The organism is Limimaricola sp. (genome assembly GCF_016125575.1).
Lineage (GTDB): Bacteria > Pseudomonadota > Alphaproteobacteria > Rhodobacterales > Rhodobacteraceae > WGLM01.
This window is the reverse complement of record NZ_WGLM01000004.1, coordinates 548,159-564,887: the sequence shown is the minus strand read 5'-3', so window position 1 is coordinate 564,887 and position 16,729 is coordinate 548,159. Positions and strand designations below refer to the sequence as shown.

General features: G+C 64.0%; 17 protein-coding genes. 6 read left to right on the top strand and 11 right to left on the bottom strand.

Translation table 11 applies throughout. The annotated features are described in order from the left end of the window. Positions 1–5: 5 nt before the first annotated feature. Together hemE and GC146_RS09735 are read left to right on the top strand one after the other, a co-directional pair. Positions 6–1,040 (top strand): uroporphyrinogen decarboxylase, encoded by a 1,035-nt coding sequence (gene hemE / locus GC146_RS09740; RefSeq protein WP_291837482.1) that lies wholly within the window; start codon positions 6–8, stop codon positions 1,038–1,040. Between the two features lie 15 nt (positions 1,041–1,055). Then, positions 1,056–1,418 (top strand): hypothetical protein, encoded by a 363-nt coding sequence (locus GC146_RS09735; protein WP_291837478.1) that lies wholly within the window; start codon positions 1,056–1,058, stop codon positions 1,416–1,418. Between the two features lie 15 nt (positions 1,419–1,433). Here the strand turns inward: GC146_RS09735 and GC146_RS09730 are convergent, their stop codons facing one another. Then, positions 1,434–2,423, bottom strand: coding sequence for a TIGR00341 family protein (locus GC146_RS09730; protein WP_291837475.1), 990 nt, complete (start codon positions 2,421–2,423; stop codon positions 1,434–1,436). A gap of 10 nt (positions 2,424–2,433) precedes the next feature. Next, entirely contained in the window at positions 2,434–3,363 is a 930-nt protein-coding gene (gene hemF / locus GC146_RS09725) for an oxygen-dependent coproporphyrinogen oxidase (RefSeq protein ID WP_291838511.1), read from the bottom strand. Positions 3,364–3,430: 67 nt separating this feature from the next. Between hemF and GC146_RS09720 the strand changes: the two genes are divergently transcribed. Further along, positions 3,431–3,823: a hypothetical protein gene (locus GC146_RS09720; protein ID WP_291837472.1), complete on the top strand. Its 393-nt coding sequence runs from the start codon at positions 3,431–3,433 to the stop codon at positions 3,821–3,823. On the opposite strand, the gene GC146_RS09715 is transcribed toward GC146_RS09720, so the two are convergent. Genes GC146_RS09715 through clpS form a run of 3 tightly spaced genes read right to left on the bottom strand, consistent with a single transcriptional unit; the run spans position 3,824 to position 6,021 of the window. After that, on the bottom strand, positions 3,824–4,627 hold the full coding sequence (locus GC146_RS09715; protein WP_291837470.1) for an SDR family oxidoreductase: 804 nt from the start codon (positions 4,625–4,627) through the stop codon (positions 3,824–3,826). 14 nt (positions 4,628–4,641) lie between these two features. Continuing rightward, positions 4,642–5,661 carry a methyltransferase gene (locus tag GC146_RS09710; protein ID WP_291837468.1) on the bottom strand — a complete coding sequence of 340 codons (1,020 nt, stop codon included), beginning with the start codon at positions 5,659–5,661 and terminating at the stop codon, positions 4,642–4,644. A gap of 18 nt (positions 5,662–5,679) precedes the next feature. After that, positions 5,680–6,021: an ATP-dependent Clp protease adapter ClpS gene (clpS, locus tag GC146_RS09705; protein WP_291837466.1), complete on the bottom strand. Its 342-nt coding sequence runs from the start codon at positions 6,019–6,021 to the stop codon at positions 5,680–5,682. 95 nt (positions 6,022–6,116) lie between these two features. Here clpS and GC146_RS09700 point away from each other — a divergent pair, with 95 nt between their 5' ends. Both GC146_RS09700 and GC146_RS09695 read left to right on the top strand, forming a co-directional pair. Continuing rightward, complete coding sequence (locus GC146_RS09700; RefSeq protein WP_291837464.1) at positions 6,117–6,809, top strand: HAD family hydrolase; 693 nt, start codon at positions 6,117–6,119, stop codon at positions 6,807–6,809. 290 nt (positions 6,810–7,099) lie between these two features. Next, complete coding sequence (locus GC146_RS09695; RefSeq protein WP_291838508.1) at positions 7,100–8,800, top strand: serine hydrolase; 1,701 nt, start codon at positions 7,100–7,102, stop codon at positions 8,798–8,800. 82 nt (positions 8,801–8,882) lie between these two features. Here the strand turns inward: GC146_RS09695 and GC146_RS09690 are convergent, their stop codons facing one another. The 5 genes from GC146_RS09690 to GC146_RS09670 form a co-directional block, all read right to left on the bottom strand. Continuing rightward, positions 8,883–10,478 carry an ABC transporter ATP-binding protein gene (locus GC146_RS09690; protein ID WP_291837462.1) on the bottom strand — a complete coding sequence of 532 codons (1,596 nt, stop codon included), beginning with the start codon at positions 10,476–10,478 and terminating at the stop codon, positions 8,883–8,885. Further along, positions 10,475–11,581 (bottom strand): ABC transporter permease, encoded by a 1,107-nt coding sequence (locus GC146_RS09685; RefSeq protein ID WP_291837461.1) that lies wholly within the window; start codon positions 11,579–11,581, stop codon positions 10,475–10,477. Before GC146_RS09685 ends, GC146_RS09690 begins: the two co-directional genes overlap by 4 nt. Then, on the bottom strand, positions 11,578–12,669 hold the full coding sequence (locus tag GC146_RS09680) for a microcin C ABC transporter permease YejB (RefSeq protein WP_291837459.1): 1,092 nt from the start codon (positions 12,667–12,669) through the stop codon (positions 11,578–11,580). The genes GC146_RS09685 and GC146_RS09680 overlap by 4 nt, the downstream gene beginning before the upstream one ends. A 27-nt stretch (positions 12,670–12,696) precedes the next feature. Further along, the gene (locus GC146_RS09675; RefSeq protein WP_291837457.1) at positions 12,697–14,601 is read right to left on the bottom strand and encodes an extracellular solute-binding protein; all 1,905 of its coding nucleotides are present in this window, start codon (positions 14,599–14,601) and stop codon (positions 12,697–12,699) included. 141 nt (positions 14,602–14,742) lie between these two features. Further along, a complete protein-coding gene (locus tag GC146_RS09670) occupies positions 14,743–15,273 on the bottom strand; it encodes a cytochrome c family protein (RefSeq protein ID WP_291837455.1) in 531 nt (176 codons plus the stop codon). A gap of 113 nt (positions 15,274–15,386) precedes the next feature. Here GC146_RS09670 and GC146_RS09665 point away from each other — a divergent pair, with 113 nt between their 5' ends. Next, the gene (locus GC146_RS09665; protein ID WP_291837454.1) at positions 15,387–16,235 is read left to right on the top strand and encodes a prephenate dehydratase; all 849 of its coding nucleotides are present in this window, start codon (positions 15,387–15,389) and stop codon (positions 16,233–16,235) included. On the opposite strand, the gene GC146_RS09660 is transcribed toward GC146_RS09665, so the two are convergent. Then, positions 16,232–16,699, bottom strand: coding sequence for an SRPBCC family protein (locus tag GC146_RS09660; RefSeq protein WP_291837452.1), 468 nt, complete (start codon positions 16,697–16,699; stop codon positions 16,232–16,234). The two genes, GC146_RS09665 and GC146_RS09660, sit on opposite strands and share 4 nt — an antisense overlap. Between the last annotated feature and the right edge of the window lie 30 nt (positions 16,700–16,729).

The window sequence follows — 16,729 nt, the reverse complement described above, 5'->3', positions numbered from 1 at the left end:
CCGCGATGACCCCGAAAAAGACCATCCTGCGTGCCCTTGCGGGCGAGGTTCTGCCCACCCCGCCGGTCTGGATGATGCGGCAGGCGGGCCGTTACCTGCCCGAGTATCGCGCCACGCGCGCACAGGCGGGCGATTTCCTGTCGCTTTGCTACAACCCGGAACTGGCCGCCGAGGTGACGTTCCAGCCGATCCGCCGCTACGGCTTCGACGCGGCGATCCTCTTTGCCGACATCCTGCTCTTGCCGCAGGCGCTGGGGGCGGATCTGTGGTTTGAAACCGGCGAGGGGCCGCGGCTGTCGACCATCTCGACCGCCGCCGACATGGCAAGGCTGAAACCGGCCGACGCGATTCACGACCACCTTGCGCCGGTCTATGAAACCGTCCGCATTCTGGCCAAGGGCCTGCCCGCCGAAACCACGCTGATCGGCTTTGCCGGTGCGCCGTGGACGGTTGCGACCTACATGATCGCCGGGCGCGGCACCCCCGACCAGGGCCCGGCCCATGCGATGATCCAGGGCAACCGCGCGCTGTTCCAGCAGGTGATCGACCTGCTGACGGCCAGCACCATCGAATACCTCTCCGCCCAGATCGACGCCGGTGCCGAGGTGGTGAAGCTGTTCGACAGTTGGGCAGGCTCGCTGAAAGGGCAGGATTTCCACGATTTCGCGGTGGAGCCCGCGCGCGCGATTACAGCGGCGCTGAAGGCGCGCCACCCCGGCATTCCGGTTATCGCCTTCCCGCGCGGGGCCGGAACTGCCTACGAGGGGCTGCATGCTGCGATCGGGGCCGACTGCATCGCGCTTGATGATGGTGTCACGGCGGAATGGGCGGCGGCGCATGTCCAGACGGGCGGCTGTGTGCAGGGCAACCTTGCAAGCTCCCACATGGTCAGCGGCGGGCAGGACCTGATTGACGAGACGCGCCGTGTGGTGCGCGCGTTTTCCAAGGGGCCGCACATCTTCAACCTCGGGCATGGCATCACGCCCGATGCCGACCCTGAAAATGTCGCATTGATGGTGGAGACCATCCGCAACGGCTGAGTTGCGGAGGGCCCGATGCGCCTTGTCCTGTTTTCGGTCTGGAAAGGCGCCTCGGCCTTCCTGACGATCTGCATGATGTGGCTGGCGCTGGCGCCCGCCACTTCTGCCGAGCGTCTGCGCCTTGGCGCACAGCCTGACCGGATGGACCTCGTGCAGATGCGCATGGCCCGCGCGATGATGCAGGTCGCCCCCAATTTCACTGTTGCCCGCTACGCCGAGGCGACGGGAATGCCGCCCGAGACGATCCGCGCCTACCTGACGGCGCGCGCATCTGGCGTCACCGCGCCGGCGATGGCGCTGCAGGCCGAAGGGCCAGCAGCCACCGCGCCCGCCGTGCAGACACGGGCGGGCGGGGCCAAGTTCGTGCGGGTGAACTGACGAGTCAGGGCTTGGCTAAAAGCCCGGTTGGCGTGTCCAAAGGATGGCGACCAGCGCCGCAAGCAGCACCGCCCATCCGGCAAGGTTGATCCGCACAGCCCGGCGCGCCGCCTGTTGCCGGTACCACGTTCGCGGCGTGATCTTGCGCAGCACGAACACGGCCTGCGCTGCAAGGGTGACCGATACCACGTTGACCGCCAGCAACAGCGATGCGCCAACTGCCGCGTTCCACTGTCCCGCGCCCAGTGTCAGGCCCATTGCCGCGGCGGGCGGCAACAGGGCCACGGCCACCATAACGCCCACCAACACGCCCGAGCTGCCCGCCAACAGGGACAACGCCGCCGCAGCGCCCGAAGCCAGCGCAAGCGCCACCCCGTCCAGCCCCACGGCAGTGCGGGCCATCACCTCATGGCTTGTCGGCAAGGTGCCAAGGCCGAGGCCGATGAGAACGCAGAGGATCAGCGTCAGGCCGACTCCGGCTCCGTTGACGAGAAACGCGCGACGCATTAGCCCAAGATCGCCCAGCGCAACAGCCAGTGCGAAGGCAAGGATCGGACCCAGCAGCGGCGCAATGACCATCGCGCCGATCACCACGGCAATGTTGTCCGACAACAGGCCAATCGCCGCGACGATTGTCGAGAGCACGACCATCGCAAGATAGTTCTGGTCAAGCCGCGCCGCGCGGGTCACCTCGGCCAGCAGCTCCTCGCGGGTCTGGCCCGTCTCGGCGATCAGGTCACGCGCCGATGATGCCTCTTCACGGGCCGGCAATACCACTTCGCTTTGCAGGATGGTCAGCGACCAGTCCTTCTTCTTGCCAAGGCCCACCTGAAGCGCATCGACCACCTCTTGTCGGTTCGCCTTGTCGACAACGATCTGCAGCGACCGGATACCGCGGCCGCCGGTCATGGTCTGCATCGACAGAACCTTGTCCGGGTCAATCCGGTCCCGGGCAGTTTCGACAATCTCGCGCGGGCCGTTGAAGAGGATCAGCCGTTCGTCCAAGGCGCGGGCCTCAGACCCACTTTGCCATGGGAGGAAGGCTCATCAGCACCGCATCGGCGTCATGGCCGGTGGTCAGCCCGAACTTCGTTCCGCGGTCATAGACAAGGTTGTATTCGGCATAAAGGCCGCGATGAATCAGTTGAGTATCCTTGTCGGCATCGGTCCAGCCCGTGTCACGGCGGCGTTCCACCAGCGGCAGATAGGCGGGCAGGAAGGCACGTCCGATATCCTGCGTCAGCGCGAAATCCGCCGCCCAGTCGCCGGTGCAGTAGTCATCCATGAAGATGCCACCGACGCCACGCGCGCGCTTGCGGTGCGGGATGTAGAAATACTCGTCCGCCCAAGCCTTCAGCCGCGGGTAATGGTCGGCCCCGTGCGGGTCCAGATGGGCCTTTTGCGTGGCGTGGAAATGCTTGGTGTCCTCGGCATACTCGATACAGGGGTTGAGGTCGGAGCCGCCGCCAAACCACCATGCGTGGGGCGTCCAGAACATCCGGGTGTTCATGTGGACAGCGGGCGTGTGCGGGTTCTGCATGTGCGCGACAAGGCTGATTCCCGACGCCCAGAAGCGCGGGTCGTCTTCCATGCCGGGCACGCCGCGCGCGGCCATCGCCTTTTGCGCCTGCGGTCCAAGGCTGCCATGCACGGTCGAGATGTTGACGCCGACCTTTTCAAATACCCGGCCGCCACGCATCACGCTCATCAGCCCGCCACCAGCGTCGCTGCCATCGTCCGACTGGCGCCTTGTCTGGCTCACGTCGAAGCGGCCCGCAGGCTGGCCAGAGAAGGGGCCGGTCGTCTGGGTGTCTTCCAATGCTTCGAAGGCTGCCACGATCTTGTCACGCAAGCTGCGGAACCACGCCGCCGCCGTTGCCTTCTCGGTGTCCATCGTATTGCTGTCGCTGCCGTCCATTGCCGTGTCAGACCCCTGATATTGCATAGCCATGCTCTAACACCCTTTATGCGGGCAGACTACCGCACTATCTGCGTCCCAGAGGTACCTGCCCATGACTCGCGCCCTTTTCGCCCTGCCCCTTCTTCTTGCGCTTGGCGCCTGCGCCACGCCGCGCGAATCCTGCATCGCCAGCGTCACGCACGACCAGAGAGTCATTGACCGACTGATCGCACAGACGCAGGCCAACATCGCGCGCGGCTACGCGCTGGAAACCCGGCAAGAGGTTGTGCGACTGCCAGATTTCTGCCGGGTCACGGCAGATGACGGATCGGTCCGGCTGGTGTCCTGCGACAGGGTCCAGGTGCAGGATCACCAGGTGCCGGTCGCCATCGACCTCAATGCAGAGCAGGCCAAGCTGACATCGCTGCTGCAGCGTCAGCGGCAAATGCGCGATCAGACCGCGGCCGCCGTCGCCCAGTGCAAGGCAACTTACCCCGAAGAGTGATCAGTGCGCCGCGACGCCCACGGCGTCGAGCAGGGTGCGTCCGCCATCCACCGTGATGACCTGCCCGGTGACGAATCCCGCGGCATCGGAGGCAAGGTATTGCACTGCGTCGGCCACCTCGCCGGGACTGGCGATGCGGTGAAGCGGCGTGTGGTCGATGATCTCGCTGCGAAACTCGTCATGTTCGCGCAGTGTGGTCTTGAGACTGGCACTCATGACGCTGCCGAAGGCAACGGCGTTGACCCGGATGCGTTTGGGCGCCAGCGCCACGGCCATCGAGCGCGTCATCTGGTCCAGTGCAGCGGTGCTGATGGAATAGGCGAGCAAGTCAGTGTGACTGCGCCGCGCGGCGATCGACGATAGGTTGACGATCGCACCCACCTGCCCCTCTTCCTGCCCCTCGGCCTGCTTGATCATCCGACGCGCAGTGGCCTGCGTCAGGCGCAGCGCCGCGACAAGGTTCTGTTCCAGCATCTGTGACACCGAGTCGTCATCGGGATCGAGCGGGTCGGTCAACACCACCTGCCGCGCCGCGTTGACAAGAATATCGACCCGCTCGAAGGCATCGACAGTGGCAGAAAGCAGGTTGGCGATGCTCAGCCGCTGGCGCAGGTCACACGCCATGATTCGGGCGGCCTTGCCCTCGCCTGCGACATCCCCCACTTCACGCTCCAGCGCGGCCTCGTCCATGTCGGCGAAGATGACGTTTGCACCTTCGGACAGAAAGTGTCGCCCGATCGCGAGGCCAACACCGTTGGCCGACCCGGTAACGATGGCGGTCTTGCCGGCAATCGAGAAGGACATCAGCGGTCTCCTGTTCAGCGGCGTGCGCCGGTGGCGCGGCTGCGGGTGCGAGGTTTCGACGTACTGACCGGCCGCGCGGCGTGAAACAGCTTGAAACCGCCATCGCCGCCGATCTCGGTCACCTCGCGGAAATGCTCGTGCAGGGCGGCCTCGTAAGGGAGGTGACGATTGGCGACCATCCACATCTGTCCGCCCGCCGTCAGCATCCGCGCTGCCGCGGCGATAAAGGCACGCCCAAGCGCCGGATCAGCCGCGCGCCCGACGTGAAAGGGCGGGTTCATGACGATACCGTCATAGGCAGCCGCCGGTTTCAGCCGCGTTGCATCGGCCCAGTGAAAGGCCGCGCGCGGGTCGGTGACATTCAGCCGCGCGCAATCCAGCGCCAGCGCTTCTGCTTCGATCAGGTCAAGGTGGGTGACACCTTCGCGCGCCAGCACGGCCTGCGCCAGATAGCCCCATCCGGCGCCCAGATCGGCCATCCGGTGCGGCAGCTTGGACGGCAGCGCGGCCGCCAGCAGGACCGACCCAGGGTCGGGGGCATCATCCGAGAAAACACCCGGCGCGGTGAAGTAACCATGTGCGCCCTTGACCGGGCCGGGCACGGCCCAGTCGGCAAAAGCATCGGTCGGCCCGGCGAACCAGAACAGCCGGCCATGCGCCTTGGTCACACTGGGCAGATCGCCCAGACGCTTGCGGCACTCGGTGAAGATCGCATCAGTACCGTCGGACTTTTGCCCGTCAACGATCACCAGCGTTGCATGGCGCGCCGCCTCGGCGATCAGGGCATGGGCCAGCGCCTTGGTGCGCGGCACGACGACCAGCATCGTCGGCGCGGGCCGAACCTGCGACACGGCGTCGTATCCTGCTGCCGCGAAGGCATCCAGATCGGGGCGAAAGCCGCAGGTCAGGCGCAACTGGTCGCGCGGCAGGGCGGACAGGTCATAGGCGGGCGGTGGCCGCAAGACTGTTACCTCGCCCGCAGGCAAGGTCAGTTGCCCCGCTTCAAGGGCAGTTGTCAGGCGATCCCGGGCCATGGGGGCGCGGCGCGGCCGCTATTCCTTTTCCATGGTGCATTGCAGCGGATGCTGGTGGCGCTGCGCGAAATCCATCACGAGGGCGACCTTGGTCTCGGCAATTTCGTGCGTGTAGACCCCGACGACGGCCAGCCCCTTCTTGTGCACGGTCAGCATCAATTCGAATGCCTGCGCATGGCTCATCCCGAAGAAACGCTCCAGAACGTGAACGACAAACTCCATCGGGGTATAGTCGTCATTCAGGATCAGCACCTTGTAAAGCGGCGGGCGTTTGGTCTTGGTGCGGGTTTCCAGCACGACACCGACATCGTCGTCGCCGCCGGTCTTCTTGTCTGCCATCATCCGGTCGTCAACACGCATCACGAAAGTCCGCTCTTCCACATCTTCCCTGCCAAGGCGACACATATATAACGCCTGACGCGGAAGAAAAGAATGCTCAATCGGGAGAAGTTGCCATGAAGCGGCGCTGGACAGTGGGTTTCGATGCTGACGACACCCTTTGGCAGAACGAGAAATTCTTTCGCATGACGCAGGATCGCTTCGCCGAACTGCTGGGCGAGCATGCCGCGCCCGAGGATCTGCACCAGCGCCTTGTCGCGGCCGAGCGGCGTAACCTCGCCCTCTATGGTTTCGGCATCAAGGGATTTGTCCTGTCGATGATCGAGACGGCCATCGAGGTGACGGATGCGCGCGTGCCCGCCCGGACGATCGCGCAGCTGATCGACGCCGGACAGGACATGCTGGCCCACCCGATCGACCTGTTGCCGAACGCGCGCGAGGCGGTCGAGGCGTTGTCGGGCAAGGCCGATGTCATCCTGATCACCAAGGGCGACCTGCTGGACCAAGAGCGCAAGCTGGCCCAGTCGGGGCTGGGCGAGTTGTTCGACGCGGTCGAGATCGTCAGCGACAAGACGCCGGCGGTCTATTCCCGCATCTTCGCCCGCCATGATACCGCCCGCGCGATGATGGTCGGAAACTCGCTGAAATCCGACGTGCTGCCTGCGCTCGAGGTGGGGGCATGGGGCACTCATGTGCCGCATGACCTGACATGGGACTACGAGCATGCCGAACCGCCCGTGGACAACCCCAAGTTCCACCGCATCGCCGATCTTGGCGCGCTGCCCGGCCTGATCGAACAGATCGGCTGAAGGCCGGGTGTGGCGCCCTAATCCTGCCACATTCGCTCATCTTGATATGCCGCGCTCGGTTGGCCCCAGATGTCGTTCAACCGCATGAAGGTCACCCCGAAATCCCTTGTAAATAAGGTGTTTTCGCGGAAGGCCCTACATGCTAGAGTGGAGCAAATCACTAAGGCTGGGAAAAAATCCGGCCGTCGAGGCAGTTGAGCGAGGCACACGACGTGGCAAGTCGTTCGGGACATCGGGCCCGCCCCATCTTCTTTGCGTGGATTTTCGCGCTGTCATGGGCATTTTCGGCGCTGGCATTGGCCGCGGCGCCCTTCGCGGCCTACGTCATGGACGCACGGACCGGCGAAGAGATTTATTCACGCAACGCCGACACGCCTCTGAATCCCGCGTCGTTGACCAAGATGATGACGCTCTACCTCGCCTTTCAGGACATCGAGCGGGGCAAGATCAGCCTTGATACGCTGGTGACCGTCACGCGCGAGGCTGCCAGCCAGCCGCCCTCCAAGCTGGGCCTGCGGACCGGGCAACGGATTGCGCTGCGCTACCTGATCCGCGCGGCGGCCGTGAAGTCGGCCAACGATTGCGCGGCGGCGATCGGGATCGCACTGGAAGGCTCGACCGAGGCTTTCGCGGCGCGGATGACGGCGACGGCGCGGGCCATGGGGATGACCCATACCACCTTCCGCAATGCGAACGGGCTGACACTGGCAGGCCACCTGTCATCAGCGCATGACATGTCCATTCTGGGGCGGCACGTCATCTACGACTTCCCTCAATATTATAACCTGTTCTCGCGTCGCACAGCGGATGCAGGCATTGCCACCGTGCGCAGCACCAACAGGCATTTCCTTGATGCCTACGAAGGCGCCGACGGGATCAAGACAGGCTATACTTCTGCGGCTGGCTTCAACCTTGTCGCTTCGGCCCAACGTGGCAACGAAAGGATCATCGCGACGGTCTTTGGCGGTACTTCGACGGCTGATCGAAACGCGAAGGTGGCGCAACTGCTTGACATGGGCTTTGCGCATGCGCGGTCGAATGAACGGTTGCGCCCCCCCACGCCGGCGCCGGTGATCGAGGGACAGGGCGCGATTGTCGTGGCCGGCGATGCCGGTGGCGCGGCCAAGACGGTGCGCGTGAATGGTTTGGTCTCGGTCAGCCTGCGACCGCTCGCGCGTTCGACCGCGCTGGCGCAGGTCGACTCGGCCGTCAACACCGACGTCATCGCATCAGCCGTGGCCGCCGCGTTGGAGCCTACCCCACCTGCTGCCCCGGACGGGCCTATTGGTGACGTTGCAGCAGTTGTGCCAGAGCCGCGACCCGCCGATCTGGCCGTGGCCGACGCATCGCCCGATACCGCAACCGATCCGACTGCTGATCCGGCTACCGATCCAAACGCCGACCCGACTGTGGTGGCGGACGGCCTGATCGACGGCAGCGACGAAGATCCTCCGGTTGCCGGCGATGGCAGCACGGTGGTTGCGGCGACCGATCCGTTGCCGCCTTCCGACGCGACACCCGCCGCACCTGACCTGACGCTGGCGGCCGACAGCCCGACACCATCCGTTTCGGGTGTGCAGCAATTGGCCGCGACGATCGACACCGCTGTGCCGACCGGCGCCATCGCCCCCGAAGCGCGGCCCGATCCGGCCCCGGCGGCTGCGGCAACCGGACCGCTGATGCTGGCCGCATCCGACACGACGGCTGCATCGGCCGGACCTGAGGTGATCAGCCGCGTCTCCACCTCGGGCGGGCGGATCTGGGGCATCAACGTGGGCCGCTACAATTCGCGCTTCGAGGCAGAGAAGGCGCTGCTCAGAATCGCCCTGAACGAGTCGGGGATCCTTGACGGGTCGTTGCGCAAGGTCATGCAGAAGCCTGGCGGATATGATGCCGATTTCATGGGGCTGGACCGCGACACGGCCGACCTTGCCTGCCGTCGCCTGCAGGCCCGCGGCACCACCTGTTTCATGCTGGGAACCGAGGGCTGACGCCGGCGCCCCCACGGGGACGCATGCCAAACCTTTGAAATAAAAAGAAAGTTTCGTTAACTGTCTGTAAACCGCGCCGCGGTCAGATCGCCCGCCCCTCGAAGGCCGCGGCCATCAGCGCGCGCGTATAGGGGTTCTGCGGTGCGTCGAATATTGCCTGTGCCGGCCCCTCTTCCACCACGTCGCCCTGTTTCATCACCATCACCTTGTGGGCCAGCGCGCGCACCACTTTCAGGTCATGACTGATGAAGAGATAGGCCAGCCCGTGCCGCTGCTGCAATTCACGCAGAAGCTGCACGATCTGCACCTGCACCGTCATGTCGAGTGCCGATGTCGGCTCGTCCAGCACCACCAGCCTTGGCCGCAGGATCATCGCGCGGGCGATCGCGATGCGCTGGCGCTGGCCGCCGGAAAACTCGTGCGGGTAGCGGCCGCGCAGCGCGGGGTCGAGGCCCACCTCGGCCATGATCTCCTGCACCATGTCGGTCGCACGGCGGCCGGCGGGCAGGCCGTGCACCCCCAGCCCCTCGGCAATGATCTGTTCCACCGTCATGCGCGGGCTGAGCGAGCCGTAGGGATCCTGAAAGACGATCTGCATTCCCTTACGCAGCGGCCGCATCTGCCGCTGCGACAGGCCCGAAATCTCCTGCCCGTCAAAACTGATGCTGCCCTGCGAGGCGATCAGCCGCATCACCGCAAGGGCCAGCGTGGTCTTGCCAGAGCCGCTTTCCCCGACGATGCCCACCGTCTCGCCCGCCCGCACGTTGAGCGTCGCCGCGTTCACGGCCTTGACGTAGCCTGCCGTGCGTTTCAGCAGGCCGCGATGGATGGGAAACCAGATGCGCAGGTCGCGGGTTTCGGCCACCACGGGCGCGGCCTCGGGCACCGGGGCGGGCAAGCCCGTCTGTTCAGCGGCAAGCAGCATCTGGGTGTAGGGATGCTGCGGATTGGCAAAGATCTCGGCCGTTGGGCCCTGTTCGACGATCTCGCCATCCTTCATCACGCAAACCCGGTCGGCGATCTTGCGCACGATCGTGAGGTCATGCGTGATGAACAGCATCGCGAGGCCGACATCGGCCTTCAGTTCGGCCAGCAGGTCAAGGATCTGAGCCTGGATCGTCACGTCCAGCGCTGTCGTCGGTTCGTCCGCGATCAGCAGGTCGGGATTGTTGGCCAGCGCCATGGCGATCATCACGCGCTGGCGCTGCCCGCCCGACAACTGGTGCGGATAGGCGCCAAGGCGGCTTTCGGGGTCGCGGATACCGACCTTGTTGAGCAGCTCGACGATCTTGGGGCGGGCTTTCACGCCACTGATGCCCTGATGCAATTCCAGCGATTCTGCCAACTGCCGTTCCAGCGTGTGCAGCGGGTTGAGCGATGTCATCGGCTCCTGAAAGATGAAGCTGATGGCGTTGCCCCGCACCTTGCGCAGCGCGGCCTCGGAGGCACCGATCATCTCGGTCCCCTTCCACGTGATGGACCCTTCGACCTGCGCGGCATCGCCCAGAAGGTCCACCGCGGAGAGCGCGGTAACGGATTTGCCAGAGCCGCTTTCGCCAACGAGTGCCACCGTCTCGCCCTTGTCGACGGTAAAGCTGACACCGCGCACGGCATGGGTGACGGCGCCATCCTGCCGAAAGCGGATGTCGAGGTCGCGCACATCCAGAATGGCGGTCATTGGAACGTCTTTCGCGGATCGAACGCATCGCGGATGCCCTCGAAAATGAAGACCAGCAACGACAGCATGATCGCGAAGGTAAAGAAGGCGGTGAAACCCAGCCACGGCGCCTGCAGGTTCTGCTTGGCCTGCAAGGTCAACTCGCCCAGCGAAGGGGCCGAGGAGGGCAGGCCGAAGCCGAGAAAGTCGAGGCTGGCCAGCGTGCCGATCGCGCCCGTGACGAGGAAGGGCAGCATGGTGACGGTGGCCACCATCGCGTTGGGCAGCATGTGACGGAACATGATGGTGCGGTCGCGCACACCCAGCGCCTTGGCCGCGCGGACGTATTCAAGGTTGCGCGCGCGCAGGAACTCGGCCCGGACAAGATGCACCAGCGAGGGCCAGCCGAAGAGGACGGTGAGGAACACCAGCAGCCAGAAACTTCGGCCGACAATCGCGAAGACGATGATGATGACGTAAAGCGAGGGCATGCCTGTCCAGATCTCGATGAAGCGCTGGAACAGCAGGTCCGTCAGGCCGCCGAAATAGCCCTGCACCGCACCTGCGGCGATGCCGATGAGCGAGCCTGCGGCGGTGACGATGAGGGCAAAGAGGATCGACAGGCGGAAACCGTAGATCACCCGCGCGACCACGTCGCGTTTGGTGTCGTCGGTGCCCAGCCAGTTGGTGTTCGAGGGCGGCGCGGGGGCGACGCCGGGCACGTCGACGATGGTCTGGTAGGAATAGGGAATGGGCGGCCAGATCATCCAGCCCTTCTGGAACTTCGGGTCGGTGATGGTGCCGGCATCGGCCGCGGCGATCAGCTTGTCAGGCGTGTCAAAGCAGCCGTCCAGCCCGCCGGTGGTGATCAGGCATTTCACCTCAGGATCGGAATAGATCGCCTCGGTGGGGAAATCGCCGCCAAAGTCCCGCTCGGAATAGAAGTGGAAGATCGGCATCCGGATCTCGCCCCGGTAGCTGAGGATGATCGGGCGGTCATTGGCAAGGAATTCGGCAAAAAGGCTGAGGCCGAAGAGGACCGCAAAGATCATCAGCGACCAGTAGGCGCGCCGGTTCCGGCGGAAATTGCGCCAGCGGCGGCGATTGAGGGGCGACAGGATCATCCGCGGCTCTCGAAGTCGATGCGCGGGTCGACCAGCACGTAGGTCAGGTCCGTCACAATGCCGATGATCAGGCCCATCAACGAAAACGCAAAGAGCGTGCCAAAGACGACCGGGTAGTCGCGGGCAACAGCCGCCTCGTAGCCCAGCCTCCCTAGGCCATCGAGGCTGAACAGGGTTTCAATGATAACCGAGCCGCCGAAAAACACCGAGATGAAAAGCGCCGGAAAGCCGGAGATGACGATCAGCATCGCGTTGCGGAAGACATGGCGATACATCACCGTGCTTTCCTTCAGGCCCTTGGCCCGTGCAGTCATCACGTATTGTTTCTTAACCTCGTCGAGAAAGCTGTTCTTGGTCAGCAGCGTCAGCGTGGCAAAACTGGAGATGGTCGATGCCACAACCGGCAGCGTGATGTGCCAGAAATAGTCCACCACCTTGCCGACAAGGCTGAGCTGATCCCAGTTGTCCGAGGTCAGGCCGCGGAGCGGGAAGAAGCGCCAATAGGATCCGCCTGCAAACAGCACGATCAGCAGGATCGCGAAGAGAAAACCCGGAATCGCGTAGCCCACGATGATGGCGCCGCTGGTCCATGTGTCAAAGCGAGAGCCGTCGCGCACTGCCTTTCTGATGCCCAGCGGGATCGATACCATGTAGGCGATCAGCGTGGACCACAGGCCGATGGTGATGGAGACAGGCATCTTTTCCAGCACCAGATCGACGACCGAGATCGAGCGGAACCAGCTTTTGCCGAAATCGAACCGCACGTAATTCCACATCATCAACATGAAGCGTTCCAGCGGCGGCTTGTCGAAGCCGAATTCATGTTCAAGCTGCTTGATGAACTCGGGCGGCAGACCGCGGGCGCCAACGTATTTCGAGCTGGAACTGTCGGCCGAATCCATCTGCTGCTGAACGTCGCCGTTGCCCCCGGCGATGTTCTGAAAGACGTTCCCCTGCCCTTCCATGTTGGCGATGATCTGTTCGATCGGGCCGCCCGGCACGAACTGGGTCAGGGTGAAGTTGATCACCATGATGCCCAGTAGCGTGGGGATGACCAGCAAAAGCCGGCGGAGGATGTATGCGCCCATCGCGTCGTGCCTTTCGGCCCTTGCCGGTTACTTGTAGGCGCCTTCGGCCTTCAGGCTGGCCGCCTTGTCGGCGTTCACCCACCAGAAGTCCATCTGCCCCAGCGAATAGGGCGGCAGGTTGTCGGGGTGTTCATAGAAGTCGTAATAGGCCACCCAGTAGCTGGCCAGATACCATGCCGGAATCTCGAACAGGTCGGCGCGCATGATCCGGTCGATGGCGCGCACGGCGGCGGCCATGTCCTCGTAGCTTTTGGCGGCGACGACATCCTGGATCAGCTTGTCGACGGCGGGCGAGGAATAGCCCGAGGGGTTGAACACATCGTTCACGCCCTGGCTGCCGTAACGCTGTTGCAGGCCCAGCCCTTCTTCAAGGCTGTTGCTGTAGCCGTCATAGATCATGTCGTACTGGAAGGCGCGGGTGCGGTTTGTGTATTGCGCCGGGTCCACGATGGTGAACTGCGCATCAACCCCCAGCTTTTTCAGGTTGTCGATATAGGGCGTCAGGACCCGCTGGAAGGCGGGGTTGTCGGACAGGAATTCCAGCGTGAAGGGCTGGCCATCCTTGGACAGCACACCCTTGTCGTTCACAGTCCAGCCCGCCTCTTCCATCAACGCCAAAGCCTTGCGCAGGTTCGACCGGTCAAGCGGGTTGTCGGCCTTCGATGTGTGCGGCTCGGTCACCGGGTCGGTCAGGATGGCGGGGTCGATCATGTCCTTGACCGACTGGAGGTATTCCAGCTCCTTACCCTCGGGCACACCCTTGGCTTGCAGATCGCTGTTCTGCCAGAAGCTTTCGCGCTGGTCGAAGAGGCCGTATTGCAGCGTGTCGTTGGTCCAGCTGAAGTTGTACATCAGCGCCAGCGCCTTGCGCACCCGGATGTCCTGAAACTTGGGCTCGCGCAGGTTGAAGACCATGCCGTAGGCGCCGGGCAGGTTGCCGTTAGGCAGCGTCGCCTTGACCACCCAGCCCTTGCTCAGCGCCGGGAAGTCGTATCCCGTTGCCCAGCTGAGAGAGCTGTTTTCCTGACGGAAGGTAAATTCGCCCGCCTTGAACGCCTCGAAGGCGGCCGTGGTATCGGCGAAATACTCGACGCGGATCGTGTCGTAGTTGTCGCGCCCGATATTGATGGGCAGGTCCTTGCCCCAGTAATCGGGGTTGCGCTTGTAGATGATGCGCTTGTTCACGTCGTAGCTGTCGAGCATGTAGGGCCCCGAGCCCGGCGGGATGTCAAACCGGCTTTCGTCCAGCCGCGCCCCTGTCTTGTCGAACCATGCCTTTTCGAAAATCGGCGTGCCACCGGCCACGTCGAAGGCATCGTCGGGCGAGGCGCCGGCCTTGACCCAAAACTTGACGGTGTGGTCGTCGATCACCTCGACCTTGTCGATCAGCGATTTCACGATGTCGGCGTAGGAGGGCAGGCCCTGATCGGCGAGGATATCGAACGAGAACTTCACGTCATTGGCGGTCAGCGGTGTGCCATCCGAAAACTTCACCTCGGGCCGCATGTGGAAGAGAATCCACGACTTGTCGGCGGGGTATTCGATGGTCGAGCAGATCAGGCAGTAGGTGGCGCTGACCTCGTCGGCGGTGCCTGTCATCAGGCTTTCATAGCCGATGGTGGCCAGCGCGCCCGCACGGCCCTCGCGGGAATAGGGATTCATCGAATCGAAGGTGCCCTGCGCCCATGTCGAATATTCGCCACCCTTGGGCGCGTCGGGATTGACGTAGTCGAGATGTTTGAAGTCGGCGGGGTATTTCAGCTCGCCATATTTGGAATAGCCGTAGCTGGTGACGATGCCCGCATCGTCGGCACGGACCTGACCGGCGGCCAGAGCGGCCCCCGCAAGCATCAGCGCGCCGATCAGCCATCCTGTCCAGCGCGTCCGGGTCTGCACGAGGGCTGCGGCGCGGGTCGGACGGGGGGGCTGCATCGGCGTCTCCTTGTCGGGTTTGACCTTTCCCGTCACGCTAAGGCCCGCGTCCGATTATTCAAGTTGAGAATGCGTGAGCACATGGACAAAGGGCCGCGCCTTGCGGCACGGCCCTTGCGATCATGAAAAATGATGCGCGGATCAGCCCGGGTTGGTCGCGAGATAGGCGATCACGTTGGCGCGGTCCTGGATGTTGGACAGGCCGGCAAAGCCCATCTTGGTGCCCGGAGCAACCTCTTTGGGGTTGGTAATGAATTTTTCGATGTTCTCGGGGGTCCAGACATCGAACACCTTTTCCAGCGCGCCCGAGTAGTTGAAGCCCGGCTCGCTGTCGACCTTGCGGCCAACGACACCGTAGAGCGACGGGCCGGTGGCGTTCACGCCGTCCTGCAGCTTGTGGCAGGCAAGGCATTTCTTGACCACGTTGGCGCCTGCGGCCGGATCGGCACTGGCATAGACGGTGGCCCAGTCCGGTCCGCTGGCGGCCGCGGGCTGCGTATCGGTGGACGAACTGCCGGAATCGGCAACCTGGATCGTGTAGGCCTGCGCCTGTTCGCCGCCGCCCTCACCAGGGCCATAGATCATGCCGGCGAAGAAGTTGCCCAGCAAAAACACCAGGAAGGCGCCGCAGAATCCGCCGACGATCTTGGTCAGGGTCATAGTGTCGAACATGTCGCGTCCCATTCAGTCGAGTTTGCAGGGGTTCTAGCCGCTTCCCCGCCGGACTTGCAAGCGATAGCAGCGCGACTTATTGCCCTTCAGGCAACTACGGGGATGGCCGCGAGATGAGCAACCGCATCGCTTTTCAGGGCGAACTGGGCGCCTACGGGCATCAGGCCTGCGTCGAGGCGCGCTCGGGGATGGACCCGTTGCCCTGTGCCACCTTCGAGGATGCCATCGAGGCGGTACGCAGCGGCGCGGCCGAACTGGGCATGATCGCGGTCGAGAATTCGACCTATGGCCGGGTCGCGGACGTGCATCACCTGTTGCCCGAAAGCGGGCTGCATATCGTCGACGAAGCCTTCGTGCGGGTCCACATCAACCTTCTGGGCGTGCCGGGCGCGCGGCTGGACAAGGTGACCCATGCGCATGGCCATGTCGTGATCCTGCCGCAATGCGCGGGTTTCCTGCGAGAGCACGGCATCCGGCCCGTCACCAGCAGCGACAATGCCCGTGCCGCGCGCGAAGTGGCCGAGGGGGGCGACCCGACGCAGGGCGCGCTGGCCTCGGAACTGGCGGCAGAGATCTACGGCCTCGACGTGCTGGCCCGCCATATCGAGGATCATGACCGCAACACCACGCGGTTCCTCGTCATGTCGCGCACGCCCGACCTGTCGCGCCGGGGCAATTACGGAATGATGACCAGCTTCGTCTTCCGGGTGCGCAACATTCCCGCCGCGCTTTACAAGGCGATGGGCGGGTTTGCGACCAACGGCGTCAACATGACAAAGCTGGAAAGCTACATGGTGGGCGGCGATTTCACCGCGACACAGTTCTATGCCGAGATCGAGGGCCACCCCGACGACCGCAACGTCCAGCTGGCGCTGGAAGAGCTCGATTACTTCACCGACCACCTCAAACTGATGGGTGTCTATCCCGCCGCCGCGCGACGCCGGGAAAAGCGGAAGGGCTAAAGGCCCTTGCGATAGCGCTCTTCCACACCCTCGGCATAGGCGCCCAGCCGGGCATGGTAGCGGTTGGCAAGGCTGCCATGCGCCAGTTTGAGCGATTGCAACAAGAGCCGCGCGGTGATCGTTGTGGCACTGAGTTCCGATGTCACCGTCATCCGGGTGCGGCCCGCCGAAAGCGCCAGCAGGCTGGCACGGATCACCCCGTGCATCCCGCCCGAGATTGCCAGCAATTCCAGCGATGAAGGGGGATCGACCCGCGCGACATCAAGCTGAGCCTCGCGCATCTTGCCGCGAAATTTGAACTTGACCTGCCAGGCCGACCCGGCCTGCCCGGGTGCCGCAGCACGGGTGCGGGTCACGGTCGCTCCCCGCCGCAGCAGGCCTTTTTCGAAACTGGGAAAATCCGTCAGACGGGCAAAGACGTAGTCGATCGGCGCCTCGATATCCTCGGTAGACTTGAACTGCACGTATCTTCCTTTTCGAGCGCCGCCCCTTGG

Bases quoted from the DNA above. Each gene is read 5' to 3' on its own strand.
- GC146_RS09680 (WP_291837459.1), bottom strand. From the start codon at position 12,669: ATGGGCGCATACATCCTCCGCCGGCTTTTGCTGGTCATCCCCACGCTA.
- GC146_RS09690 (WP_291837462.1), bottom strand. From the start codon at position 10,478: ATGACCGCCATTCTGGATGTGCGCGACCTCGACATCCGCTTTCGGCAG.
- GC146_RS09735 (WP_291837478.1), top strand. From the start codon at position 1,056: ATGCGCCTTGTCCTGTTTTCGGTCTGGAAAGGCGCCTCGGCCTTCCTG.
- GC146_RS09710 (WP_291837468.1), bottom strand. From the start codon at position 5,661: ATGGCCCGGGATCGCCTGACAACTGCCCTTGAAGCGGGGCAACTGACC.
- hemE (WP_291837482.1), top strand. From the start codon at position 6: ATGACCCCGAAAAAGACCATCCTGCGTGCCCTTGCGGGCGAGGTTCTG.
- hemF (WP_291838511.1), bottom strand. From the start codon at position 3,363: ATGCAATATCAGGGGTCTGACACGGCAATGGACGGCAGCGACAGCAAT.
- GC146_RS09665 (WP_291837454.1), top strand. From the start codon at position 15,387: ATGAGCAACCGCATCGCTTTTCAGGGCGAACTGGGCGCCTACGGGCAT.
- GC146_RS09720 (WP_291837472.1), top strand. From the start codon at position 3,431: ATGACTCGCGCCCTTTTCGCCCTGCCCCTTCTTCTTGCGCTTGGCGCC.
- GC146_RS09670 (WP_291837455.1), bottom strand. From the start codon at position 15,273: ATGTTCGACACTATGACCCTGACCAAGATCGTCGGCGGATTCTGCGGC.
- GC146_RS09715 (WP_291837470.1), bottom strand. From the start codon at position 4,627: ATGTCCTTCTCGATTGCCGGCAAGACCGCCATCGTTACCGGGTCGGCC.
- clpS (WP_291837466.1), bottom strand. From the start codon at position 6,021: ATGCGTGTTGACGACCGGATGATGGCAGACAAGAAGACCGGCGGCGAC.
- GC146_RS09700 (WP_291837464.1), top strand. From the start codon at position 6,117: ATGAAGCGGCGCTGGACAGTGGGTTTCGATGCTGACGACACCCTTTGG.
- GC146_RS09675 (WP_291837457.1), bottom strand. From the start codon at position 14,601: ATGCAGCCCCCCCGTCCGACCCGCGCCGCAGCCCTCGTGCAGACCCGG.
- GC146_RS09685 (WP_291837461.1), bottom strand. From the start codon at position 11,581: ATGATCCTGTCGCCCCTCAATCGCCGCCGCTGGCGCAATTTCCGCCGG.